The 22,331-nt window shown below is 73.0% G+C and carries 21 protein-coding genes, 1 tRNA gene and 1 riboswitch; of the genes, 13 read left to right on the top strand and 9 right to left on the bottom strand.

The features are described 5' to 3' along the window. Positions 1-5: 5 nt before the first annotated feature. Complete coding sequence (locus IE271_RS09615) at positions 6-956, top strand: PLP-dependent cysteine synthase family protein (protein ID WP_190189779.1); 951 nt, start codon at positions 6-8, stop codon at positions 954-956. 178 nt (positions 957-1,134) lie between these two features. Here the strand turns inward: IE271_RS09615 and IE271_RS09610 are convergent, their stop codons facing one another. Further along, positions 1,135-1,590: a type II toxin-antitoxin system PemK/MazF family toxin gene (locus IE271_RS09610; protein ID WP_190189778.1), complete on the bottom strand. Its 456-nt coding sequence runs from the start codon at positions 1,588-1,590 to the stop codon at positions 1,135-1,137. 583 nt (positions 1,591-2,173) lie between these two features. Here IE271_RS09610 and IE271_RS09605 point away from each other — a divergent pair. Further along, positions 2,174-2,926 (top strand): MBL fold metallo-hydrolase, encoded by a 753-nt coding sequence (locus IE271_RS09605; RefSeq protein ID WP_190189777.1) that lies wholly within the window; start codon positions 2,174-2,176, stop codon positions 2,924-2,926. 159 nt (positions 2,927-3,085) lie between these two features. Here IE271_RS09605 and IE271_RS09600 read toward each other — a convergent pair whose 3' ends face one another. Next, the gene (locus IE271_RS09600) at positions 3,086-4,336 is read right to left on the bottom strand and encodes a PTS transporter subunit EIIC (RefSeq protein WP_190189776.1); all 1,251 of its coding nucleotides are present in this window, start codon (positions 4,334-4,336) and stop codon (positions 3,086-3,088) included. Positions 4,337-4,782: 446 nt separating this feature from the next. Between IE271_RS09600 and IE271_RS09595 the strand changes: the two genes are divergently transcribed. The 4 genes from IE271_RS09595 (at position 4,783) to rdgB (ending at position 7,537) form a co-directional block, all read left to right on the top strand. Further along, positions 4,783-5,016 carry a PTS sugar transporter subunit IIB gene (locus tag IE271_RS09595; RefSeq protein ID WP_190189775.1) on the top strand — a complete coding sequence of 78 codons (234 nt, stop codon included), beginning with the start codon at positions 4,783-4,785 and terminating at the stop codon, positions 5,014-5,016. A gap of 284 nt (positions 5,017-5,300) precedes the next feature. Beyond that, complete coding sequence (rph, locus tag IE271_RS09590; RefSeq protein ID WP_190189774.1) at positions 5,301-6,038, top strand: ribonuclease PH; 738 nt, start codon at positions 5,301-5,303, stop codon at positions 6,036-6,038. Between the two features lie 142 nt (positions 6,039-6,180). Then, positions 6,181-6,579 (top strand): DUF8711 family protein, encoded by a 399-nt coding sequence (locus tag IE271_RS09585; RefSeq protein WP_190189773.1) that lies wholly within the window; start codon positions 6,181-6,183, stop codon positions 6,577-6,579. A gap of 355 nt (positions 6,580-6,934) precedes the next feature. Beyond that, positions 6,935-7,537, top strand: a complete 603-nt coding sequence (gene rdgB, locus IE271_RS09580; protein WP_190189772.1) for an RdgB/HAM1 family non-canonical purine NTP pyrophosphatase — start codon at positions 6,935-6,937, stop codon at positions 7,535-7,537. Between the two features lie 49 nt (positions 7,538-7,586). Here rdgB and IE271_RS09575 read toward each other — a convergent pair. The 5 genes from IE271_RS09575 to bcp form a co-directional block, all read right to left on the bottom strand. Next, positions 7,587-7,661: transfer RNA gene (locus IE271_RS09575), tRNA-Leu, on the bottom strand. Positions 7,662-7,711: 50 nt separating this feature from the next. Next, positions 7,712-8,362 (bottom strand): HNH endonuclease signature motif containing protein, encoded by a 651-nt coding sequence (locus IE271_RS09570; RefSeq protein ID WP_190189771.1) that lies wholly within the window; start codon positions 8,360-8,362, stop codon positions 7,712-7,714. Next, complete coding sequence (locus IE271_RS09565; protein ID WP_190189770.1) at positions 8,359-9,021, bottom strand: HNH endonuclease signature motif containing protein; 663 nt, start codon at positions 9,019-9,021, stop codon at positions 8,359-8,361. The genes IE271_RS09570 and IE271_RS09565 overlap by 4 nt, the downstream gene beginning before the upstream one ends. A 149-nt stretch (positions 9,022-9,170) precedes the next feature. Then, a complete protein-coding gene (gene proP / locus IE271_RS09560) occupies positions 9,171-10,679 on the bottom strand; it encodes a glycine betaine/L-proline transporter ProP (protein ID WP_190189769.1) in 1,509 nt (502 codons plus the stop codon). 264 nt (positions 10,680-10,943) lie between these two features. After that, positions 10,944-11,411 (bottom strand): thioredoxin-dependent thiol peroxidase, encoded by a 468-nt coding sequence (gene bcp, locus IE271_RS09555; protein WP_190189768.1) that lies wholly within the window; start codon positions 11,409-11,411, stop codon positions 10,944-10,946. Positions 11,412-11,542: 131 nt separating this feature from the next. On the opposite strand from bcp, the gene IE271_RS09550 reads away from it, so the two are divergent. The 3 genes from IE271_RS09550 (at position 11,543) to sugE (ending at position 12,857) form a co-directional block, all read left to right on the top strand. Beyond that, positions 11,543-11,878 (top strand): DUF3618 domain-containing protein, encoded by a 336-nt coding sequence (locus tag IE271_RS09550; RefSeq protein WP_190189767.1) that lies wholly within the window; start codon positions 11,543-11,545, stop codon positions 11,876-11,878. 98 nt (positions 11,879-11,976) lie between these two features. Continuing rightward, positions 11,977-12,279 (top strand): GroES family chaperonin, encoded by a 303-nt coding sequence (locus tag IE271_RS09545; RefSeq protein ID WP_373308741.1) that lies wholly within the window; start codon positions 11,977-11,979, stop codon positions 12,277-12,279. Between the two features lie 161 nt (positions 12,280-12,440). Further along, positions 12,441-12,505, top strand: a riboswitch (guanidine-III (ykkC-III) riboswitch). A gap of 31 nt (positions 12,506-12,536) precedes the next feature. Further along, positions 12,537-12,857 carry a quaternary ammonium compound efflux SMR transporter SugE gene (gene sugE / locus IE271_RS09540; protein WP_190189765.1) on the top strand — a complete coding sequence of 107 codons (321 nt, stop codon included), beginning with the start codon at positions 12,537-12,539 and terminating at the stop codon, positions 12,855-12,857. A 218-nt stretch (positions 12,858-13,075) separates the two neighbouring features. Here sugE and IE271_RS09535 read toward each other — a convergent pair whose 3' ends face one another. Beyond that, positions 13,076-15,631, bottom strand: a complete 2,556-nt coding sequence (locus IE271_RS09535) for a transglycosylase domain-containing protein (protein WP_229919217.1) — start codon at positions 15,629-15,631, stop codon at positions 13,076-13,078. A 1,109-nt stretch (positions 15,632-16,740) separates the two neighbouring features. Between IE271_RS09535 and IE271_RS09530 the strand changes: the two genes are divergently transcribed. From IE271_RS09530 to IE271_RS09515, 4 genes are all read left to right on the top strand, one after another. Next, the gene (locus IE271_RS09530) at positions 16,741-17,550 is read left to right on the top strand and encodes an ABC transporter permease (protein WP_190189763.1); all 810 of its coding nucleotides are present in this window, start codon (positions 16,741-16,743) and stop codon (positions 17,548-17,550) included. Continuing rightward, positions 17,543-18,598, top strand: coding sequence for an ABC transporter permease (locus IE271_RS09525; RefSeq protein ID WP_373308739.1), 1,056 nt, complete (start codon positions 17,543-17,545; stop codon positions 18,596-18,598). The genes IE271_RS09530 and IE271_RS09525 overlap by 8 nt, the downstream gene beginning before the upstream one ends. Before the next feature lie 5 nt (positions 18,599-18,603). Then, positions 18,604-19,641: an ABC transporter ATP-binding protein gene (locus IE271_RS09520; RefSeq protein ID WP_190189761.1), complete on the top strand. Its 1,038-nt coding sequence runs from the start codon at positions 18,604-18,606 to the stop codon at positions 19,639-19,641. A gap of 80 nt (positions 19,642-19,721) precedes the next feature. Further along, a complete protein-coding gene (locus IE271_RS09515) occupies positions 19,722-20,597 on the top strand; it encodes a DUF1707 SHOCT-like domain-containing protein (RefSeq protein ID WP_190189760.1) in 876 nt (291 codons plus the stop codon). 251 nt (positions 20,598-20,848) lie between these two features. Here IE271_RS09515 and IE271_RS09510 read toward each other — a convergent pair whose 3' ends face one another. Beyond that, positions 20,849-22,288 carry an SGNH/GDSL hydrolase family protein gene (locus tag IE271_RS09510; protein WP_190189759.1) on the bottom strand — a complete coding sequence of 480 codons (1,440 nt, stop codon included), beginning with the start codon at positions 22,286-22,288 and terminating at the stop codon, positions 20,849-20,851. Positions 22,289-22,331: the final 43 nt, after the last annotated feature.

Raw genomic sequence — 22,331 nt, 5'->3', positions numbered from 1 at the left:
CCCGTATGCGGTACGACTCCCCGATCGCCGCGGTCGGCAACACCCCCCTGGTGCGCCTGCCGCGGCTCTCGCCGTCCGAGGACGTACGGATCTGGGCCAAGCTGGAGGACCGCAACCCGACCGGCTCGATCAAGGACCGTCCCGCGCTCCACATGATCGAGCAGGCCGAGAAGGACGGCCGGCTCACCCCCGGCTGCACCATCCTCGAACCGACGTCCGGCAACACCGGCATCTCCCTCGCCATGGCCGCGAAGCTCAAGGGCTACCGGATGGTCTGCGTGATGCCCGAGAACACCTCGCAGGAGCGCCGCGACCTGCTGGGCATGTGGGGCGCCGAGATCATCTCCTCGCCGGCCGCGGGCGGCTCCAACACCGCCGTGCGCGTCGCCAAGGAGCTGTCGGCCGAGCACCCGGACTGGGTGATGCTCTACCAGTACGGCAACCCGGACAACGCGGGCGCCCACTACGCCGGCACCGGCCCGGAGATCCTCGCCGACCTGCCGTCGATCACCCACTTCGTGGCCGGGCTCGGCACGACCGGCACCCTGATGGGCGTCGGTCGCTACCTGCGCGAGCACAAGCCGGACGTACGGATCGTCGCCGCCGAGCCGCGCTACGACGACCTCGTCTACGGCCTGCGCAACCTCGACGAGGGCTTCGTGCCGGAGCTGTACGACGCGTCCGTGCTGACCACCCGCTTCTCGGTCGGCTCCGCCGACGCCGTCACCCGCACCCGCGAACTCCTCCAGCAGGAGGGCATCTTCGCGGGCGTCTCCACCGGCGCGGCGCTGCACGCCGCCATCGGCGTCGGCAACAAGGCGGTCAGGGCGGGCGAGTCCGCCGACATCGTCTTCGTGGTCGCCGACGGCGGCTGGAAGTACCTCTCCACCGGCGTCTACACGGCGGCCACCACCGAAGAGGCCATCGAGACGCTGCACGGCCAGCTCTGGGCGTGATCCGCCCCGCCGGGCCGGAGAGGAAGCAGGCGGCCCGGCGGCGCGGACCCCGCGCCGTGCCCCGCGCGGCCCGCCCCCGGCGGAGCCGCGTGGGCGTTTCGGCGGCGCCGCCGTGCGTGCCGGACGCCGCGCGGCCGCCCTGCGGGCGACGACGGGAGTACGACGACAGGACCTGGCACTAGCGCGCGAGGTGCCGGACCTGGTCCCACACGATCGGGTCCACCACCCCGACCCGCCGCCGGAAGTCCGCCATCCCCACGTCCCGCAGCTCCGCGGTCTCCAGGAAGCTGGGGCGCCCCCGGGCGTCGCCCACCGACCCCGGCGGCAGCGGGATCACGCCCGGCCGCTCGTCGCGGTACCTGCTGGTTATCTTGGCGACCACGGCGGCGCCGCCCCGCACGGACAGCACCAGGCAGGGCCGGTCCTTGCCCCCGGGCCCGTCCTCGTAGGGCACGACCGCCCACCAGATCTCCGCGGGCCGCGGGCCCGTCCCCCGGCGGCGCGGTCCCGTCGGCCGCCCCGGCGGGCGGGTGCGGCCGGCCGGGCGCCGTCCGCGCCCCCACCCGTCCACCAGCGTCGCCACGATCGCGAGCAGCACGACGGCGGCCAGCGCGAGCCACCATGACGTGTCCATAACGCCGACGGTACCGGTGCGCGCGGGCGCCCGCCCGCCGTCGCCGGATTCCGGCGGATCCGCCCCCACCGGATCCGGACCGTACCGCGCCCGCCCGGCGGGCGGCACCCCGAAACCGGCGGATTCCGGCCCCCCGGACCACCACCGGGAGCCCCGTCGCCGACCGTCGCCCGCTTCCGCCGCCCGCCGGGCGGACCGCGCCGTCGCGGGAGCCGGGACAGCCGGGGCCCGCTCGTCGCGGCCGGCGCGCCCCGGCCGGACGCGGGCCGTCCGCGGCGGGTCCCGGGCGGTCCGCGCCCCGGGCGCCCGGGGCGGCCCCGGCCGTCCGGAGGTCCGCCGTCCACCGGGGACGGGCGGCCCGCCGCCGGCGGGGCGCCGGGCGGCACCGGCGCGTCAGTTCGAGCGTCCGCGCACCGGCGCGAGCCGCGCCGCCGGAGGCCATCCGAACCGGTGACAGCCCAGGTGAGTTCGCCCACAACGGCCCCCGGCGGTGGAGCGACCCGCCCTTTCGCGCCTTACGCTCGACGAACCGCACGACCCCCGTTTCTATCCGCCTTCCTGCCAGCGCGGAGGTTCCAGCTCTATGAAGCTCACCGTCGTCGGCTGCTCGGGGTCGTTCCCGTCCGCGGAATCGGCCTGCTCGAGCTACCTCGTAGAGGCCGACGGCTTCCGGCTGCTTCTCGACATGGGCAACGGCGCCCTGGGCGAGCTGCAGCGCCACTGCGGTCTCTACGACCTCGACGCGATCTTCCTCAGTCATCTCCACGCCGACCACTGCATCGACATGTGCGCCTACTTCGTGGCGCGCTACTACCGGCACGACGGCGGCCGCTGCGCGCCCATCCCGGTCTACGGACCCGAGGGCACCGAGCACCGGCTGACCACCGCCTACGCCGACACCCCCACCGCCTCCTCGATGAGCGAGGTCTTCGACTTCCACACGGTCAAGCCCGGGTCCTTCGACATCGGCCCGTTCTCCGTGCACACCGAGCGGGTGAGCCACCCCGTGGAGGCGTACGGCATCCGCGTCGAGCACGGCGGGAGGTCGCTGACGTACTCCGGGGACACCGGCGTCTGCGACCGGCTGGACGAACTCGCCCGGGACACGGACCTGTTCCTGTGCGAGGCGGCGTTCACGGACGGCAAGGAGAGCATCCCCGACCTGCACCTCAACGGCCGCGAGGCGGGGGAGAGCGCGGCCCGGGCCGGCGCCCGCCGCCTGGTCCTCACCCACATCCCGCCGTGGACGGACCCGCAGACCAACCTCGCCGACGCGCGCGCCGTCTACGACGGCCCCGTGGAGCTGGCGCGGCCCCGGGCGACGTACGGGATCTGAACCGTCCGCGGCCGCGGACGCGCCGGCGGACGCCGGCGCCCGGGACGCGCGAAGGCCCCCGGAACCGGTCGGGTTCCGGGGGCCTTCGTCATGTCCGCACCGGCCGTCGCGCCGCGCGGGATCGCACCGCGCGGCACCGGGCCGCCGTACGGCCGGGACTCACGCCTTGGTGAGGTCCTCGACCTCCTCCTCGGGCTCGCGGCCCGGGGTGGGGAGGTTGAACTTGGTGATCGCGAAGCGGAAGAGCACGTAGTAGACCGCCGCGAAGACCAGGCCGATCGGGATGATCAGCCAGGGCTTGGTCGCCAGGTTCCAGTTCAGCGCGTAGTCGATGAAGCCGGCGGAGAAGGTGAAGCCCGCGTGGACGCCGAACGCCCAGGTGATCGCCATCGACAGGGCCGTGAGCACCGCGTGGATCGCGTACAGCACCGGCGCGATGAACATGAACGCGAACTCGATCGGCTCGGTGACGCCGGTGACGAAGGACGTCAGCGCGAGCGAGACCATCATGCCCATCACGGCCTTGCGGCGCTCGGGGCGGGCGCTGTGCGCGATGGCGATCGCGGCGGCCGGCAGGCCGAACATCATGATCGGGAAGAAGCCCGACATGAACTGGCCGGCGTCCGGGTCACCGGCGAAGAAGCGGTTGAGGTCGCCGTGGACGACCTCGCCGGCCGCGTTCGTGAAGTCGCCGATCTGGAACCAGGAGACGGTGTTCACGAACTGGTGCATGCCGACCGGGATCAGCGCACGGTTGATCAGACCGAACAGGCCCGCGCCGAGGGAGCCGAGGCCGGTCATCCACTCGCCGAAGTCGGAGATGACGTTGCCGATCGGTTCCCACACCAGACCGAAGAGGACGCCCATCAGGGTGCCGACGAAGGCCATGATGATCGGGACCAGGCGGCGGCCGTTGAAGAAGCCGAGCCAGTCGACGAGCTTCTTGCGGTGGTAGCGCTGCCACAGCACCGCGGCCAGCAGGCCCATGATGATGCCGCCGAGCACACCGGGGTTGTTGTACGTCGCGGCGACGTCCGCGCCGTCCTGGATCTTGGCCTCGGTGACCGGGAACGCCTTCAGGACGTTGCTGTAGACGAGGAAGCCGACCAGGGCCGCGAGGGCCGTGGAGCCGTCCGCCTTCTTGGCGAAGCCGATCGCCACGCCGATGCAGAACAGCATCGGCAGGTTGTCGAAGACGGCACCGCCCGCGGTCGCGAAGACCGAGGCGACCTTGTGCCAGCCGAGGCCGTCGTCGCCGAAGACGTCGGGCTGGCCGAGCCGGAGCAGGATGCCGGCCGCGGGCAGGACGGCGATCGGGAGCTGTAGGCTTCGGCCGACCTTCTGCAGACCTTGGAACAGTCCGGCCCCCCGCTTCTTCGCGGGAGCCGCCGTCTCACTGGCGGTGCTCATACTTCCTCCATCGGTGGCGTGGTCTACACCACTCAGTGGTGTAGACCTTTTGTAGCACGGTGAAGGTGAGATAAGGAACCCGCGATTCGCCCCCGGAATCCCGTGTTTTTCACGTCCGAATCCGTTCCGAATCCATACCGTGACACGAGCGCGGCGAACACCCGCGCGCACGGTTTCCGAGGAGTGGTCCCCGGCGTCGCCCCCGCCCTTCTGCACCGGCCCCGGGACTTCGCGCGGCACCGACGCGTTTGGCGGTCGGCCGAAACTGGTGTAGACCAGCCGTGGACCCACGGCCGGCCCCCGCGACACCGCGGGCGCCTCCTCCGGTACGGGCGCCGCGGCCCGCGAAGCCGGGCCGACTGTGGGTTACCTTGACCGGACGGACCGCCGTGACGTCGCGTCCTTTTCCGGTATCAGGTGACATCGGGTGACTTCAGGGAGAGAACATGGCCACCAAGGCTGAGAAGATCGTCGCCGGGCTCGGCGGCATCGAGAACATCGAGGAGATCGAGGGCTGCATCACCCGGCTGCGCACCGAGGTCGTCGACCCGAGCAAGGTCGACGACGCCGCGCTCAAGGCCGCCGGCGCGCACGGCGTCGTCAAGATGGGCACCGCGATCCAGGTCGTCATCGGCACCGACGCCGACCCGATCGCCGCCGACATCGAAGACATGATGTGAGCCGCTGACCCCCTCGGCCTCCACGCCTCCGAGCCACTCGGGCACCGAGTCACCGAGCCCCGGCCGGCCCGTCCACGAGCCGCCCACCGGGCCGCCCGGCCGCCGGGCCGCCCGGCCGGCGAATCCGCCGGACCGCCGGGCCGCCGCGGCGCCCGGCCCGCGGACCCACGAGCACGGACGGCCCCCTTCCGTAAGCCGTCCGCGCCCGTCCGAGGGACCGCGACCGGGGGCCGCATCCGTCACCGGAGGCGGTCCCCGCCCCATCTGCGACTAGGCTCGTCGCCATGTCTCGCATCGACGGCCGCACCCCCGAACAGCTCCGCCCCGTCACCATCGAACGCGGATGGAGCAAGCACGCCGAGGGCTCCGTCCTCGTCTCCTTCGGCGACACCAAGGTCCTCTGCACCGCCTCCTTCACCGAAGGCGTCCCGCGCTGGCGCAAGGGCAGCGGCGAGGGCTGGGTCACCGCCGAGTACGCCATGCTGCCCCGCGCCACCAACACCCGCGGCGACCGCGAGTCCGTCCGCGGCAGGATCGGCGGCCGCACCCACGAGATCAGCCGCCTCATCGGCCGCTCCCTGCGGGCCGTCGTCGACTGCAAGGCCCTCGGCGAGAACACCGTCGTCCTCGACTGCGACGTCCTCCAGGCCGACGGGGGCACCCGCACCGCCGCCATCACCGGCGCCTACGTCGCCCTCGCCGACGCCGTCGGGTGGGCCCGCGGCAAGAAGCTGGTCAAGGCGGGCCGGCAGCCGCTCACCGGCACCGTCTCCGCCGTCTCCGTCGGCATCGTCGACGGTGTCCCCCTGCTCGACCTCCGCTACGAGGAGGACGTGCGCGCCGAGACCGACATGAACGTCGTCTGCACCGGCGACGGCCGCTTCGTCGAGGTCCAGGGCACCGCCGAGGCCCAGCCCTTCGCCCGCGAGGAGCTGAACGCCCTGCTCGACCTGGCCGTCGCCGGCTGCGCCGAGCTGACCGCCGCCCAGCGCGCGGCGCTCGACGCGACCCTCGAAAGGTAAAGGGCTCACCAAGAACACGGGCGGGGGCGGGCAACCGGCACGCCGCCGCCCGCGTCTTGACGGGTGCGGACGAACGGCACGGGCCGTCCGTCCGGCCGTCGCCAACGGGGCCCCAGGGCCTGACGAAGGGAAGGACCGTTCCATGGGCGCGAGCCGCCGCCGTAGCCTCACCGCCGTCGCCGCCACCGTCGCGGCCGTCGCCCTGACCGCCGGACTGACCACCGGCTGCGACGCCGTCGACCGCGCGCTGGACTGCGTCCAGACCGCCGACGCCATCGCGGACAGCGTCACCGACCTCCAGCAGGCCGTGGAGAACGCGGCGAACGACCCCGCCCAGGCCGACGAGGCGCTGGACAACATCGACAAGAACCTGGACAAGATCGGCGACAGGACCGAGGACACCGACGTCAACAAGGCGGTCGACGACCTCCAGACCTCCGTGGGCAACGTCCGCGAGGCCATCAGGAACGGCGACGCCACGCCCGACGTCAGCCCCGTCACGGACGCGGCGGGCGAACTGACGAAGGTCTGCACGCCGTAACGACCCGCGCGAGAACCCGCCGGTCCCGACAAGCCGCCGCCCGCCCCCGGGACGAAAACGGCCGGCCCCCGGCAGCCCCGGTCCAGAGAGGGGAACGGCCGGTCCTCGGCGGTCCCGCCCCAGGGACGGGAACAGTCGCTTCCCCGCGGTCCGGTCCAAGGACGGGAACGGCGGTTTTCAGCGGTCCGCTCCAGGAACGGGCACGGCCGGTCCTCCGCGATCCGGTCCAGGGCCCGCTCCGGGGCCGGGAACGGTCCGTCCCCGGCCGGTCAGGTCCGGGGACAGGGGCCGCCCGCCTCCGGCGGTCCGGCCCCGATGCCGGAACCCGGCGGCCCGGGCGCCGATACTGGACGGCATGACCCGCCTGATCCTCGCCACCCGCAACGCCGGAAAGATCACCGAACTGAAGGCGATCCTCGCCGACGCAGGGCTGCCCCACGACCTCGTCGGCGCGGACGCCTACCCCGACATCCCCGACGTACGGGAGACCGGCGTCACCTTCGCCGAGAACGCCCTGCTCAAGGCCCACGCCCTGGCGCAGGCCACCGGGCTGCCCGCCGTCGCCGACGACTCCGGCCTCTGCGTCGACGTCCTGAACGGCGCCCCCGGCATCTTCTCCGCCCGCTGGGCCGGCCGCCACGGCGACGACAAGGCCAACCTCGACCTGCTGCTCGCCCAGATCTCCGACATCGCCGAGGAGCACCGCGGCGCCCACTTCGCCTGCGCGGCGGCGCTCGCCCTGCCCGACGGCACGGAGCGGGTCGTCGAGGGGCAGCTGCGGGGCGTGCTGCGGTACGAGCCCGCCGGGACGAACGGCTTCGGCTACGACCCGATCCTCCAGGTCGAGGGCGACACGCGGACGTGCGCGGAGCTGAGCCCCGAGGAGAAGAACGCCATCAGCCACCGCGGAAAGGCGTTCCGTGCGCTGGTGCCCGCGGTGCGGGAGCTGCTGGGCTGAGGGGCCGCGCAGAAGGGCGCCGTCCTTCGGGACGACGCCCTTCACGGGGTGGGCCCGGTGGGACTCGAACCCACGACACACCGGACCTAAACCGGCGCCCTCTTGCCAGCTGGGGTACGGGCCCTCAGCGTTGCCTACTCTACTGGGCGTTGCGGATCACCCGAGTCCGAACCCTCATGTGCGTAGGCGTCGGCCCCCACGGCACCAGGTGCTGGTGATCGCATGGCAGTTGGGGCAGAGCAGCCGTAGATTCTCCCGCCGGTCGTCCCTCCAGTCCCCGTTGATGTGGTCCACTTCCAGTGTCATGGGCCTGCCGAACCACTCGGGGCCGATGCCACAGCGTGCACACTGCTCCGGCACACCGACCTCGCGCAGCGCGCGACGCAGGCGCTTGCCCGGTGTCCGATGGGAGTCGTCGTGCCGCACAAGGACCTCCTCGGACGGTACGGCCGTGGAGGCGGCCCTTCCCCGTTGGTGTGCCTGCCCGAGGAAGTGCGAGGTCGTGAGACGGTCGTCGGTGATCCATGCACGGCACCGCGCCCGCTGCCTGCCGTTACCAGGCAGTCCCAGTCGGCGCAGGACTTCGGCGAGGGAGATCGATTCGGCCACCGCTGTCCGCAACTCCTCCGGCGAGGGCCTGGGCCTTCTGCCCTTGGGCCGGAAGTGCGACGTATCGATACCGAAGTGAGCGAACCGCATCATCAGGTACTGGCCGAGATAGGCGTACGGGCGGACACCGAGGAAGGCGATGACCTCGTCGATGTCGGAGCACCGGGCGGCGGCTTCGGCGAGCCGTTCACGCGTGTACCGCACACCGTCGGTCATGGGGTGCGGCCTTTGGTACGTGACTTGGCGCGGCCTCGGTAGCTGTCCGTGGTCGAGTGGCAGTTGGGGCACAACATGCGCAAGTTCTCGACGCGGTTGTCCCGCCAATCGCCATTGACGTGGTCGACCTCGAGCGGCAGCGGTTCGCCGAGCCACGTCGCTTCGATCCCGCACTGTGCGCAGCGCTCGTCGACACCGAGTTCGCGCAGCGCTCTTTTCAGCCGGCTGCTCGGAACGCGCGAAGTGTGTGCCGAGGTGTCCTCGACGAGGATTTCTCCGGCGGAGCGACGGCGTTGGTTGTGACGCTGCCGCTCCGTACGCACCGTCGGTGTGAAGTGCGAGGTGTCGATGCCGTAGGTCCTGATGCGCCGCGAGATGTTCGTGTGGTGCCCGCCGACCGGATCGAGCCCGAGCCGGCGCAGGACCTCGTAGACGCTGGTCGACCGGGCGACCACGGGCTCGAGGATCTCTCTCGTCCACTTCGCCCCCTCCCGCTCGAAGTGCGAGATGTCCACCCCCAGCTTCCTCATCCGCCCCAGGACGTAACGCCGGGTCGGACTCCTCGGATCGATCCCCAGCCTCTCCAGCGCCTCCGACAGCGTCCGGGCTCCCCGGGCCGCCTCCTCCAGCCGCTCCTTGGTGTACACGCTGGCCCCCACGGCTCCTCCTCCGCTCCGGTCACGTGTTCGCGACCTCGTACGGAGCAACGAACCGGTCGTCGGCCTGTCACGCGCGGTATGCGGAACGGCCCGTGCCGGATCATGTCCGGGCGGGCCGTTCGGGAGGGACGGGATCCTGGGGGCGGGCCTCAGAACCGCGGCGTCGGTGCCTGGGCCTCCACCAGGCGGGCCGCCTCCTCGGGGGTGCCCACCGACGGAGGGGAGCCGGCCAGGGGCTTCCGGGCCGTCTCCTTCATGCAGGCGACCGCGACGACGCCGACCAGGGCCGCGGCCATCGCGTAGTAGGCGGGCATCATCTCCGAGCCGGTGGCGCTGATCAGGGCCGTGATCACCAGGGGCGTCGTGCCGCCGAAGAGCGAGGCGGAGAGGTTGTAGCCGACCGACAGGGAGCCGTAGCGGACCTGGGTCGGGAACAGGGCGGGGAGCGCCGCGGACATCGTGCCGAGCATGCAGACCAGGGAGAGGCCGAGCATCAGCATGCCCGCCGAGACGGCGACCAGGCCGCCCTGCTGGACCAGCAGGAAGGCCGGGGCGGACAGGACGAGGAAGCCGAGCATGCCGGTCATCAGCAGCGGCTTGCGGCCGTAGCGGTCGGAGAGCCTGCCGATCTGGGCGATGACCGCCATCAGGACCAGCATGGTGGCGATGAGGATCAGCAGGCCGTGCGCCTCGGAGTAGCCCATCTCGTCGGACAGGTACGTCGGCATGTACGACAGCAGCATGTAGTCGGTGATGTTGTAGGCGCCGACCAGGCAGACGCAGAGGATGAGCGTCGGCCAGTAGTTCCGGAAGATCTTCGCGAGGTCGCCCTTGGCGGTCGTCTCGACGGCGGAGGCGGCGTCGCCCGCCTTGTGCGCGGACTCCTCCTCCAGCTTCTGGAAGGCGGGCGTCTCGTCCAGGCGCAGCCGCAGGTAGAGGCCGACGAGGCCGATGGGCCCGGCGACCAGGAACGGGACGCGCCAGCCCCAGGACTCCATGCCGTCGCTGCCCAGCAGCGCGGTGAGGAGCGTGACGAGACCGGCCGCGCCGACGTAGCCGGCAAGCGTGCCGAACTCCAGGAAGCTGCCGAAGAAGCCGCGCTTCTTGTCGGGCGCGTACTCGGCGATGAAGGTGGAGGCGCCGCCGTACTCGCCGCCGGTGGAGAAGCCCTGGACCAGCCGGAAGAGGATCAGCAGGACGGGTGCCCAGAAGCCGATGGTGGCGTACGAGGGGATCAGGCCGATGGCGAAGGTGCCGACCGCCATCATGATCATGGTGAGGGCGAGCACCTTCTTGCGGCCGACCTTGTCGCCCATCGGGCCGAAGACCATGCCGCCGACGGGCCGCACCAGGAAGGAGACGGCGAAGGTGGCGAAGGACGACAGCAGCTGGACCGTGTCGTTCCCGGACGGGAAGAACACGTGGCCGATGGTGACGGCCAGATAGCTGTAGATGCCGAAGTCGAACCACTCCATGGCGTTGCCGAGGGAGGCGGCTTTGACCGCGCGCTTGACCGCCGCCTCGTCGGTGACGGTGATGTCGGTGCGCCGCAGCGGCGGGTTTCTGCGCCGTCTGACCGCTCTGAACAGGGCGGGGTGGCGCTTCACCGCTTCGGGATCGGCAACGGCCTCGACGGGATCGTGCTCGGTGGCCGTCATGGAGTGATCCTTCCGTTTCCGGATACACGTGGTTCGCAGGATCACCTGCTCGGCGATGGCCGGTGCAAACGAAAGTCCCCGTGGCCGGGGACTTTCATCACAAAGGCGGTATCGAGTGGACGCAACGTGAGGGGCAGGCACCGGCCGGGGGCGCCGGGCCGGTCGTCCGCGCAGGACCGCTCAGGGGCACCGGGCCGGGGCAGCCGTCCGCGTCGGACCTGCCGCCCGTTCCGGCCCCGCCCCGTGCCCCGCCGTGCCGGGCGGTCAGATGCCCAGGTCCTTGATGATCTTGGCTACGTGGCCCGTGGCCTTGACGTTGTAGAGCGCCCGCTCGACCTTGCCGTCCTCGTCCACGACCACCGTGGAGCGGATGACACCGGTCACCGTCTTGCCGTACAGCTTCTTCTCGCCGAAGGCGCCGTACGCCTCCAGGACCTCCTTGGAGGGGTCGGAGACCAGCGTGACCCGCAGGTTCTCCTGCTCGCGGAACTTCGCCAGCTTCTCCGGCCTGTCGGGGGAGACGCCGATCACGTCGTAGCCGGCGCCGGCCAGCACGTCGAGGTTGTCCGTGAAGTCGCAGGCCTGCTTCGTGCAGCCGGGGGTGAGGGCCGCCGGGTAGAAGTAGACGATGACCTTGCGGCCCTTGTAGCCGGCCAGGGAGACCTCGTTGCCGTCGGCGTCGGGCAGGGTGAAGGCGGGGGCGGTGTCGCCGGGCTGAAGTCGCTCGCTCATCTGGGGTCTCCTAGCGGGTACGTGATGACGGACCCGAGCGTAATGGGGGTGCCGGGCGGTGTGCGGCGGGCGGAGCTGACAGACTGTCCACCAGAACAGAACATCCCTTATACGACCACGGAGGCAACGCGGTGACGGACACGTCGAGCACGCCGGACACCAGGACTCCGGCGCAGATCGAGGCGGACATCAAGCGCCGCCGGGAGAACCTCGCCGAGACGCTGGACGAGATCGGCGTCCGGGTGCACCCGAAGACGATCGTCGGCGACGCCAAGGCCAAGGTCGCCTCCAGCGTCGACCACTCGCTCGGCCGCGCGTACGTGGGCGTGAACCGGGTCGTCACCGACGTGAAGCACCAGTTCGTCACGGAGGCGGGCGCGCCGCGCCTGGAGCGGATCGTGCCCGTGGCGCTCGTCGCGGTGGGCCTGGTCGGGCTCCTGGTGGTGAACAGCCGCCGCAAGGGCTGACCCGGCGGCGTACGCCCGCCGGAAAGCCAGGTAGGTTTCGGACCGTGAGCGCCAACACGACTGAGCACAGCACGCAAGACGACAAACTGCCCATCCGTATGCTGCACGACCGCGTGCTGGTGCGGCAGGACGCCTCCGAGGGTGAGCGCCGGTCCGGCGGCGGCATCCTGATCCCGGCCACCGCGGCGGTCGGCCGGCGCCTGGCCTGGGCGGAGGTCGTTGCGGTCGGGCAGAACGTCCGCACGGTGGAGCCGGGCGACCGCGTCCTGTACGACCCGGAGGACCGGGCCGAGGTCGAGGTGCGGGGCATCGCGTACGTGCTGATGCGCGAGCGCGACCTGCACGCGGTGGCCGCGGACCGCTTCGAGGGGTCCGAGGACTCCACCGGGCTGTACCTGTAGGTGTCTGCGGCCCCGTGACGCCGCGCCCCTCGGGCGCGGCGCCGCAGGACGCGCCGGAGCACCGGGCGGCCGCGGGCGCGTCCGGGAAGAGGGCTGCGCACGGGGGCCGGTGACCGTTGTCACCGGCCCCCGGTGTCTTCCGCACCGCTCTTCCCGCGCCCGCTCGGCTACCGTGGAAGGCACCCGACGAGACGCGCCGTACCGGGACAGGCAAAGACGACGCACCCCTGTTGATCTCTCATACGGAGGTGCCTCTCATGGCCTGGTTCCTGCTCGTCGTCGCCGGTCTGCTGGAAGTCGCCTGGTCGGTCGGGATGAAGTACACCGACGGTTTCACCCGGCTCGTGCCGAGCGTGCTCACCGGCGCCGGGATCGTCGCGAGCATGCTCCTGCTGTCGTACGCCACCAGGACGCTGCCCATCGGGACCGCCTACGGCGTGTGGGTCGGCATCGGCGCGGCCGGCGCGGCGGTCCTCGGCATGGTCGTGCTGGGCGAGCCGGCGACGGCGGCCCGGATCTTCTTCGTCTGCCTGCTGCTGGTGGCCGTGGTCGGCCTGAAGGCCACCTCCGGGCACTGAGCCGCCGCACGCCCCGTACGGAGCGTCCGGCCCGTACGAAGGGCGAGGCCCGCACGGAACGTCCGGGGCGCATCCGGGCGCGGGACGCGCGGGCGCGCCGCCGTACGGAATGCGCGGGCCCCGGTCCGGGTCACCAGGTGCGGTGGTCCGGACCGGGGCCCGTCGGCGTCCGGACCCGTCCGGGAGGGCAGGGCCCTCCCGGACGGATCCCCCGCGGCTCAGTCGTCCCGGCCGCTCAGCGTCCGGGGCGTTGTCCCGGTGCCGGTGGTCGTCCCGCCGGTCGAGCCCGTGCCCGCGCCGCCGTCGGCCGTGCCGCCGGTGACGCCGCCCGTCGTCGGTGTCCCGCCGACGGCCCCCGTGCTCGTGCCGCCGTCGGCCGCGCCGCCCCCGGTCGCGGTGCCGTCGCCGGTGGTCCCGCCGGTGTCGGTGGTGCCGCCCGTGCCGGTCGTCGCGTCGCCGGTGGTGCCACCGGTCGTGGTGCCGCCGTCGGCCGTCCCGCCGGTGGTGCCGCCGATGTCCTGGCCGCCGTCCTGGCCCGAGACGTCGCCGCCGCCGGTCGTGCCGTCGCCGGTGGTGCCGCCGGTGCCGGGCTCCGGGGCGCTCGGCATGCCCGTCGGCATCCCCGCGTCGCCGCCGCCCTCCTTCACGTCGAGGTCGAAGTCGCTCACCTCGGTGCCGCTCAGCGCCGCCTTGGTGTACTGGGCCCAGATCTGCGCGGGGTACCCGCCGCCGTTGATGCGGGCCTGCCCCAGCGCGTTGTACAGCGGGGTGTGCTCGGCCGTCTCGGGGTCCTGGCCCATGATGGCGACGACCGTGGCGAGCTCCGGGGTGTAGCCCGCGAACCAGGCGGCCTTGTCCTCCTCGGCGGTGCCCGTCTTGCCCGCCGCGGGCCGGCCCGCGGCCTGCGCGGCGGTGCCGGTGCCGCCCGAGACGACGCTCTGCAGGACCGAGGTCGTGGTGTCGGCGGCCTCGCGGCTGATCGCCTGCTTCTCCGAACGCTCGGGCAGCCGGACGTCCGCCGCGCCCACCTTGGTCATCTTCGAGACGAGGGTGTACGTGCCGTGTTTGCCGTGGTTGGCGAGCGTCGCGTACGCCTCCGCCATGTCGAGCACGCTCGCCGTGGCCGTGCCGAGCGCGATGGAGGGGTAGGGGTTCATGTCCGGGGTGTCGGACGGGAGGCCGAGGGCGACCGCGGTCTTCTTGACCTCGGCGGGCCCGACGTCCACGGCCATCTGCGCGTACACGGCGTTGACGGACTTGTCGGTGGCCTCGCGCACGCTGATCGGCCCGTACGAGACGTTGTCCTCGTTCTCGGGTGCGTACGAGCCGCCGTTCCAGCCCTGCACCGGCCGCTGGTCCGTGCCGTCGTAGATCGTGTTCGGGGTGATGGCGCGGCCGTCCTGGGTGCGCGAGTCGTTCTCCACGGCCGAGGTGAACACGAACGGCTTGAAGGTGGAGCCGACCTGGTAGTCGCGGCGGGTGGCGTTGTTGACGTACTGCTGCGTGTAGTCGATGCCGCCGTACATGGCGACCACTTCGCCGGTCTTGGGGTCGATGGAGACGCCGCCCGCGCGGACGTTGCGGTCGACCTTGCGGTTCTCCTTGTCGAGGTTCTCCATCACCTGGTCGTCCACGGCCTTCACGAAGGCATCCTGCTTCTTCTTCTGCAGGGTGGTGGTGATGCGGTAGCCGCCGGCCTCCAGGGTGTTCTCGTCGATGATCTCGTTGTCGAAGAGGTAGTCCTTGACGGCCTGCACGAGGTAGCCGCGCTGGCCGGACAGGCCGGCCGCGCCCTTCGCCTCCTTGGGCGTCGGGAACTCGAAGCCGGACCGCTCGGAGTCGGTCAGCCACTTCTCCTCGACCATGCCGTTGAGGACGTACTTCCAGCGGGCCGTCGCCGCGCCCTTGTTCTGCGGGTGGGCCACCACGTCGTACGCGCTCGGGGCGTTCAGCAGCGTGGCGAGGTAGGCGCCCTGGTCGGCGGTCAGGTCCTTGGCGTCGACGCCGTAGTAGGCCTGGGCGGCGGCCTGGATGCCGTAGGCGTTGCGCCCGAAGTAGCTGGTGTTCAGGTAGCCCGCGAGGATCTCGTCCTTGCTCTTCTCGCGGTCCAGCTTGATCGCGATGAAGAACTCCTTCACCTTGCGGGTGACGGTCTGCTCCTGCGCCAGGTAGTAGTTCTTCACGTACTGCTGGGTGATCGTGGAGCCCGACTGCTTGCCCTTGCCGGTGAGGGTGTTCCAGGCGGCGCGGACCATCGCCTTGGGGTCGACCGCGGACTCGGTGTAGAAGTCCCGGTCCTCCGCGGCGAGCGCGGCGTGCTGCATGTCGCGGGAGATCTGGGAGAGGGGCACGTTCTCGCGGTCGACCTCGCCGTCGCGGGCGAGCTGGCTGCCGTCCGCGTACAGGTAGACGTTGCTCTGCTTGACCGCGGCCGCGTTGGCGGCCGGGATCTCGACCATGTAGTAGCCGAGCGCGAACAGGCCGATGAGCACGAGGAGTCCGCCGAGGACCGTGCCGAGCACCAGGCGCCAGGTGGGGACGAGGCGGCGCCAGCCGGTCCGCTTGGGGCGCTTGGCCTTGCCGGACTTGCCCGGCTTGCCGGAGTCGCCGTTCTGTCCGGACCCGCCGTTCCGCCCGGGGCCGCCGGGCGCTCCGTCGGAGGCGTCCGCGGAGGGGAACGCCGCCGTGGCCCCGAGCGCCCCGGCCGCCCCTGCGGACGCGGCGGTTCCGGTCGCGCCGTGCTCTCCGGCCGCCGGGTACTTGCCGAGCTGCATGGTGGTCTCGGCGGCCCTGGGGGCACCACTCGCCGAGCCGGCGGCGCCCGCTCCGGCGGCAGCACCCGCTCCGGCGGAGCCTGCCGCCCCGGCGGTCCGGTTCGCCCGGCCGGCCCCGGCGGCTCCGGGCGTCCCGGTGCCTCCGGGCGTCCCGGCCGTTCCGTTCGCCGCGGCCGGGCCGGCCGTTCCGTTCCTCTTGGCGGCGGCTCTGGCGGCCCTGGCCGCCCGGGCCGCCGCGGCGTTCCCCGCGGCTCCCGCTCCGGCGGCCCCGGCGGCCGCCGCACCGGCGGACGCGGCCTTGCCGGTCGTCCCGGCACCGGCGGGCCCCGCAGGACCGGAGGACCCCGCGGCGCCGGAGGACTTCGGGGCACCGGCGGCCCCGGCCGGTCCGGTGGGCCGACCGGCACCAGTGGGCCGAGTCACGCCCGTGGGCCGACCGGCGTCGGTGGGCCGAGTGGCACCCGCAGGTCCGGCGGCCTTGCCGGACTCCGCCGTCCCACGGGGCTCTGCCGTCCCGCGGGAGTCCGTTCCCCCAGGGGGCTTCGACGCCCCGCGGGACTCCGGCGCCCCACCGGGCTTCGTCGCCCCGGGGGACTTGGCGGGTCCTGCGGTCCCGGCGGGTCCTGTGGCCCGGGTGGGCCCTGTGGTCCCAGTGGACCCTGCGGCCTCGGCGGACTTCCGGGCCGCGTCGGCCCCGGAGGCGGCTCCGTCGGTCCGGCGGGGCCCGTCGGCCCTGCCGGCTCCGCCGGACCCGGCGGGCGGGACGGCCGGGCCGGACCCGGCCGCCCCGTCCCCTCCGTCGGTCGCGGCCGCCCCGTCCGCCCCGTCCGCCGCGGATGCGGGCGGGGTGCCGGGATCTCGTGATCCCCGGCCCTCACTCGGCTGCTGCGGCTGCGGCTGGTCGCTCATGCTGTGCGGAACTCCGTTTCGCGTTGTACGTGGTGTGCGTACCCGTACGCCTTGGTGCGCCCCCTCTTGAAGACTCTCGCACCCTGCGTTCCGTTCCCGGCGCGTGGCGCGCGCCGTGCGGAGAAAATGCGTGGCACCCCTGGAGAGCCCGCCGTTACGCTCTTGCGCTTTGGCTCGCACGATCAGGGAGGACGACTGCCGTGGGCACTGGACGGTTGTACGCGACCGTCGCGGCGGGGGGCTTCAGACGGTACGCGACCTACCGAGTGGCCACGGCGGCGGGGGTGTTCACCAACACGGTGTTCGGCCTCATCCTCGCCTGCACGTACATCGCGCTGTGGGACGAGCGGCCGGATCTCGGAGGATACGACCAGTCCCAGGCGCTCACCTACGTGTGGCTCGGCCAGGCGCTGCTGACCACGATGGCGATCATGGGCGGCGGCTTCGAGAACGAACTGATCGAGCGTATCCGCACCGGCGACGTCGCCATCGACCTGTACCGGCCGGTCGACCTCCAGATGTGGTGGCTGGCCGGGGACGCGGGCCGCGCCCTGTTCCAGCTGCTGGGCCGGGGTGTCGTGCCGATGCTGTGCGGGGCGCTCGTCTTCGACCTGGCGCTGCCCGCCGACCCGGTCCGCTGGCTCGCCTTCCTCCTCGCCGCCGTGCTCGGGCTGGTCGTGAGCTTCGCGCTCCGCTTCCTGGTCGCGCTGAGCGCGTTCTGGCTGCTCGACGGGACGGGCGTGACGCAGATGGCGTGGCTGGCCGGAAACTTCTTCTCCGGGATGCTGCTGCCGCTGAACGTGTTCCCGGGCGCGCTCGGCGAGATCGCGCGCGTGCTGCCCTGGTCCTCGCTGATCCAGGTGCCCGCCGACGTGCTCCTCGGCCGGCACACCGGGTCCGGCCTGCTCGGCGCGTACGCCTTCCAGGTGCTGTGGGCGGCCGCGCTGCTGGCGGCCGGACGGCTGCTGCAGACGGTGGCGACGCGCAGGGTGGTGGTCCAGGGTGGCTGATCCGCTCCGTCCGGCCCGCCCGGCGCATCCGGTCCGTCCGGCGCATCCGGCCCGCCCGGTACCTCCGGTACGTCCCGCCGACGAGGAAGGCACGGCCGCCACGGCGCAGGCGGGGGAGAGGCCCGGCCCGGGCGGGCCCGGTGGCCCGGACGGGCGTGGCGGTCCGGGTGGATCCGGTGGTCCGAACGGGCGCGGTGGCCCGGGTGGATCCGGCGGTTCCGGCCGCGGGGGCGGTCCGGGGCGTGCGGCGGAGGGCGTACGCGCCTACTGGCTGATCGCCGGCATGTGGATCCGGTCCACGATGGCCTACCGCCTGTCCTTCGCCATGACCGCCCTCGGCAACCTCCTGACGACGGCCCTCGACTTCGTCGCCATCCTGCTGATGTTCTCCCGCGTCGACGCCCTCGGCGGCTACGGGCTGCCCGAGATCGCCTTCCTCTACGCCACCTCCTCCACCGCCTTCGGCCTCGCCGACCTCGCGCTGGGCAACATGGAGCGGCTGGGCCGCCGGGTGCGCGACGGCACGCTGGACACGCTGCTGGTCCGTCCGGTGCCCGTCCTCGCGCAGGTCGCCGCCGACCGGTTCGCACTGCGCCGGCTCGGCCGGATCGTCCAGGGCCTGGCCGTGCTGGGGTACGCCGTGGCCGTGCTGGACGTCGACTGGACCGCGGGCAAGGTGCTGACCGTCCCGGTGATGGTGCTCAGCGGCGCCGGGATCTTCTGCGCGGTGTTCCTGGCGGGAGCGGCGTTCCAGTTCCTCGCGAACGACGCCGCCGAGGTGCAGAACGCGTTCACGTACGGCGGCACGACGATGCTCCAGTACCCGCCGACCGTCTTCGCCCGGGAGATGGTGCGCGGCGTGACGTTCGTGCTGCCGCTCGCCTTCGTCAACTGGCTGCCTGGCCTGTACGTGCTCGGCCGCCCCTATCCGCTCGACCTGCCGCGGTGGGTCGCCTTCACCCCGCCGCTGGTGGCCGTGGCGTGCTGCGCGCTCGCGGGCCTGGCCTGGCGCGCGGGCCTTCGTTCGTACCGGAGCACGGGGAGCTGAACCACATGACGACAGCGGACGGCACAGGACGCACGGGTGGCACCGGCGGAACGGGCGGCACCGGCGAAGCGGGCGGCGCCGGCGAGGCGCTCATCGAGGTCGACGGCGTGGAGAAGGTCTTCGACGTGCGCAGGAAGACCGGGTTCCTGCGCAGCGAGCGGCGGCGGGTGCGGGCGGTCGACTCGCTCTCCTTCACCGTGCGGCGCGGCGAGATGGTCGGCTACATCGGCCCCAACGGCGCGGGCAAGTCGACCACGATCAAGATGCTCACCGGCATCCTCACCCCGAGCGCGGGCCGGCTGCGCGTCGCCGGCATCGACCCCTCCCGCGAGCGCACCCGGCTCGCCCGCCGCATCGGCGTCGTCTTCGGACAGCGCACGACCCTGTGGTGGGACCTGCCGCTGATCGACTCGTACCGGCTGGTGCACCGCATGTACCGCGTCCCCGACGCCCGGTACGCCGAGAACCTCGACCGCTGCGTCGAACTCCTCGGCCTCGGCGGCCTGCTGGACGTGCCGGTCCGCCAGCTCTCGCTCGGCCAGCGGATGCGCGGCGACATCGCCGCGGCCCTGCTGCACGACCCCGAGGTGCTCTACCTCGACGAGCCCACCATCGGCCTCGACGTGGTCTCCAAGGTCAAGGTGCGCGGGTTCCTGCGCGACCTGAACGCCGAGCGCGGCACCACCGTCCTCCTCACCACCCACGACCTCACCGACATCGAGCAGTTGTGCCGCCGCGTGATGGTCATCGACCACGGGCGCCTGATGTACGACGGCCCGCTGACCGGGCTGCACGAGGTGGGGGAGAGCGAGCGGACCCTGGTCGTCGACTTCGCGCGCGAACTGCCGCCCGTGGAGACGGACGCGGCGCGCGTGGTGCGGGTGGAGGGGCCGCGGCAGTGGCTCGCCTTCCCCGCCGGGCGGTCGGCCGCCCCGCTGGTGGCGCGGCTCGCGGCCGAGTACCCGGTGGTGGACCTGTCCGTGCGCGAGCCCGACATCGAGGCCGTCATCGCGAAGATGTACGCGGGGCAGGTCGTCCCGTAGCCGCCCGGGGCCCGTACGCGCGACCGCCCGGCGGTCCCGTACTCGTAGCCGCCCGCGCGGCTACCTCGTAGGCTGCTTCCATGACCGACGAACTCCCCGATCTGCGGGCCTCGGACGCCGACCGCGAGCGGGTCGCCGAACAACTGCGGGATGCCGTCGCCGAGGGCCGCCTCACCATGGAGGAGTTCGAGGAGCGGCTGGAGGCGGCCTACCGGGCGCGCACGTACGGCGAGTTGGCGCCGCTCACCCGCGACCTGCCCGCGCCGGGCGTGAGCGCGCCCGTGGTGGACCTGTCCAAGCACTCGGCGCGGCCCGCCGCGACCGGTGCCTGGGCGGACCGCGTCGTCGGCGGCGAGGGCTCGTCGTCGTGGGGCGTCGCGGTCATGGCCGGGTTCCAGCGCAAGGGCCGCTGGACGGTGCCCAGACGGTTCAACTCCTTCGCGTTCTGGGGCGGCGGCGAGATCGACCTGCGCGAGGCGTACTTCGCCGACCACGAGGTCGTCGTCAACTGCGTGGCGATCATGGGCGGGGTGAACGTCGTCGTGCCGCCCGGCGTCGAGGTCGTGGTGCGCGGCATCGGCATCATGGGCGGCTTCGACCACCGCGAGGACGGCGTGCCCGGCGAGCCCGGCGCCCCGCGCGTGGTCGTCCAGGGCTTCGCCTTCTGGGGCGGCGTCGGCGTCGAGCGCAAGCTGACCCGGGCCGAGCGGCAGCGCCTGAAGGAGGAGCGCCGCCAGGAGAGGCTGGAGCGCAGGGCGGCCCGCAAGGAGCCGAGGTCGCCCGGCGCGCAGGCACTGGGCCACGGCTACCAGGGGATGCTCGACGCCCACCGCGACGCGATGGACATGCTGGAGGACCTGCACGAGCGGCGGGAGGAGAGCCGCGAGCGCCGGGAGGCCCGCCGCGAGGCGCGGGAGGAGCGCCGGGACCGCGGCCGGGGCACGGACGCGAACTGAGCGGACCGGCGGAGCCGCAGCCGGGGCGCGCACGGGGACCTGACGGGCCGGCGGGACCGGAGCCGGGACGGGGACCGAGCGGGCCGGCGGGACCGGGATGCGGGCGGGGGCCGGACGCGGACCGGTGGAGCCGGGGCCGGGACGGGGCCGAGGGTGCCGACGGGGCAAGGGCGGTCGCCGGGAACGGCGAACGCCCCGGGCGGCCGGTCACCGGCCCCGGGGCGCTGCCGCGCCGTACGGCTGACGCCGTGTCAGAGCTCGGCCGGGGCCGACCCCTTCAGGACGGACAGGTCGAAGCTGTTCGCCATCTTCTCGTACCCCTTGTCGCTGGGGTGCAGATGGTCGCCCGAGTCGTAGTCGGCGCGCAGCCTGCGCGGGTCGTACGGGTCGCGCAGCGCCTCGTCGAAGTCGACGTGGGCGTCGAAGACCCGGCCTGCGCGGATCTGCGCGTTCACCGCCTGGCGCGTCGCCTCCAGGTCCGGCCGGTAGCCGCGGTGACCCTGGAACGGCATCAGCGTCGCGCCGACGACCCGCAGCCCGCGCGCGTGGGCCCGCTGGACCAGGGTGCGCAGCCCGTCGGTGATCCGGTCCGGGTCCGTCACGTGCGGGGTGCGGAGGATGTCGTTGACGCCGAGGTCGATCACGACGACGCGGACGCCCGCCCGGCCGAGCACGTCGCGCTCGAAGCGGTCCAGGCCGCTGGGGTTGTCGGCGGGGCGGCCGCGGCCGCTGCTGAGGACGCGGTTGCCGCTGATGCCCTGGTTGACGACGCTGTAGCGGGGCCCGCCGTCGGCGGCCGCCGCGCGCAGCCGGTCGGACAGGACGTCCGTCCAGCGCCGGTTCTCGCCGACGGTCGAGCTGACGCCGTCGGTCAGCGAGTCGCCGAGGGCGACGACCGTGCCCTCGGACTCGCGGCTCAGCACGTCGACCGCCGTCAGATACCGCCAGTACGGGGTCTGCTCGGTGTACGCGGCGCCGGACACGTCCTCCGTGCGGTCGCCCTGCGCGACGTAGGAGGTCTCGCGGGCGTGCGGGTGGTAGGTGACCGGGCCGGACGGGGTGGGGGAGTACGTGGTGACCAGCAGGTCGGTGTCGTGCGGGACCACGATGCGGACGGCGTCGCTGACGACCTGCCGGCCGGCCGGGATCGCGACGGAGGTGCTGCCGCCGAAGGTGAGGCGGCGCATGGTGTCGGCGACCGCGGACGCGCCCGTGCCGCCGGTCGCGGTTGCGCCGTCCGCGGTTCCGCCGTCCGTGGGGGCACTGTCACCCGAAACGGTGTCGTCGCCCGGAGCGGCCCCGTTGCCGGTGCCGTCGTCGGTGTCGGTGCCCGCCGCGACGGCGATGGAGGCGTGCGTGACGGTCAGCGGCCGCTGTCCGTAGAGATTGGACAGCGTGATGCGGGCACTCGTCCCTCCGACGCCCGCGTGGACGACGTTGCGGACCGAGCGCCCGGCCAGGCCCTCGGTCTCGGTGCCGGGCTCGGCCCCCGCGGGGGAGGCCGACCAGGCGCCGACCCAGGTACCGGCGGCGGCGGGGGCTGCGGTGTTGTGCGGTGTGCGGCCGCTCGCGAGCGTCTTCCGGTCGTCGGTACCGCCGTCGGAGGCGGCTCCGGCGTAGATGGCGGCCGAGACGAAGGCGATCACGGCGATCATCGCGGCGAGCAAGGCATAACCGTGACGCTTGGTCATGCGGTGCGTGTCTCCTCGAGCAGAGGGAGCCCGAGGCTCCGAT

This window comes from Streptomyces minutiscleroticus, from assembly GCF_014650875.1.
Classification (GTDB): Bacteria; Actinomycetota; Actinomycetes; order Streptomycetales; family Streptomycetaceae; genus Streptomyces; species Streptomyces minutiscleroticus.
Note: the sequence above shows the minus strand (reverse complement) of the source record. Positions and strands in the feature narration are given on the sequence as shown.

Excerpts from the sequence above, each read along its gene's own strand:
- IE271_RS09615 (WP_190189779.1), top strand. The coding sequence starts at position 6 with ATGCGGTACGACTCCCCGATCGCCGCGGTCGGCAACACCCCCCTGGTG.
- bcp (WP_190189768.1), bottom strand. The coding sequence starts at position 11,411 with ATGAGCGAGCGACTTCAGCCCGGCGACACCGCCCCCGCCTTCACCCTG.
- IE271_RS09515 (WP_190189760.1), top strand. The coding sequence starts at position 19,722 with ATGACCGACGAACTCCCCGATCTGCGGGCCTCGGACGCCGACCGCGAG.
- IE271_RS09545 (WP_373308741.1), top strand. The coding sequence starts at position 11,977 with ATGCTGCACGACCGCGTGCTGGTGCGGCAGGACGCCTCCGAGGGTGAG.
- IE271_RS09600 (WP_190189776.1), bottom strand. The coding sequence starts at position 4,336 with ATGAGCACCGCCAGTGAGACGGCGGCTCCCGCGAAGAAGCGGGGGGCC.
- IE271_RS09605 (WP_190189777.1), top strand. The coding sequence starts at position 2,174 with ATGAAGCTCACCGTCGTCGGCTGCTCGGGGTCGTTCCCGTCCGCGGAA.
- IE271_RS09535 (WP_229919217.1), bottom strand. The coding sequence starts at position 15,631 with ATGCAGCTCGGCAAGTACCCGGCGGCCGGAGAGCACGGCGCGACCGGA.
- rdgB (WP_190189772.1), top strand. The coding sequence starts at position 6,935 with ATGACCCGCCTGATCCTCGCCACCCGCAACGCCGGAAAGATCACCGAA.
- rph (WP_190189774.1), top strand. The coding sequence starts at position 5,301 with ATGTCTCGCATCGACGGCCGCACCCCCGAACAGCTCCGCCCCGTCACC.
- IE271_RS09595 (WP_190189775.1), top strand. The coding sequence starts at position 4,783 with ATGGCCACCAAGGCTGAGAAGATCGTCGCCGGGCTCGGCGGCATCGAG.
- IE271_RS09610 (WP_190189778.1), bottom strand. The coding sequence starts at position 1,590 with ATGGACACGTCATGGTGGCTCGCGCTGGCCGCCGTCGTGCTGCTCGCG.
- sugE (WP_190189765.1), top strand. The coding sequence starts at position 12,537 with ATGGCCTGGTTCCTGCTCGTCGTCGCCGGTCTGCTGGAAGTCGCCTGG.
- IE271_RS09520 (WP_190189761.1), top strand. The coding sequence starts at position 18,604 with ATGACGACAGCGGACGGCACAGGACGCACGGGTGGCACCGGCGGAACG.
- proP (WP_190189769.1), bottom strand. The coding sequence starts at position 10,679 with ATGACGGCCACCGAGCACGATCCCGTCGAGGCCGTTGCCGATCCCGAA.
- IE271_RS09510 (WP_190189759.1), bottom strand. The coding sequence starts at position 22,288 with ATGACCAAGCGTCACGGTTATGCCTTGCTCGCCGCGATGATCGCCGTG.
- IE271_RS09585 (WP_190189773.1), top strand. The coding sequence starts at position 6,181 with ATGGGCGCGAGCCGCCGCCGTAGCCTCACCGCCGTCGCCGCCACCGTC.
- IE271_RS09570 (WP_190189771.1), bottom strand. The coding sequence starts at position 8,362 with ATGACCGACGGTGTGCGGTACACGCGTGAACGGCTCGCCGAAGCCGCC.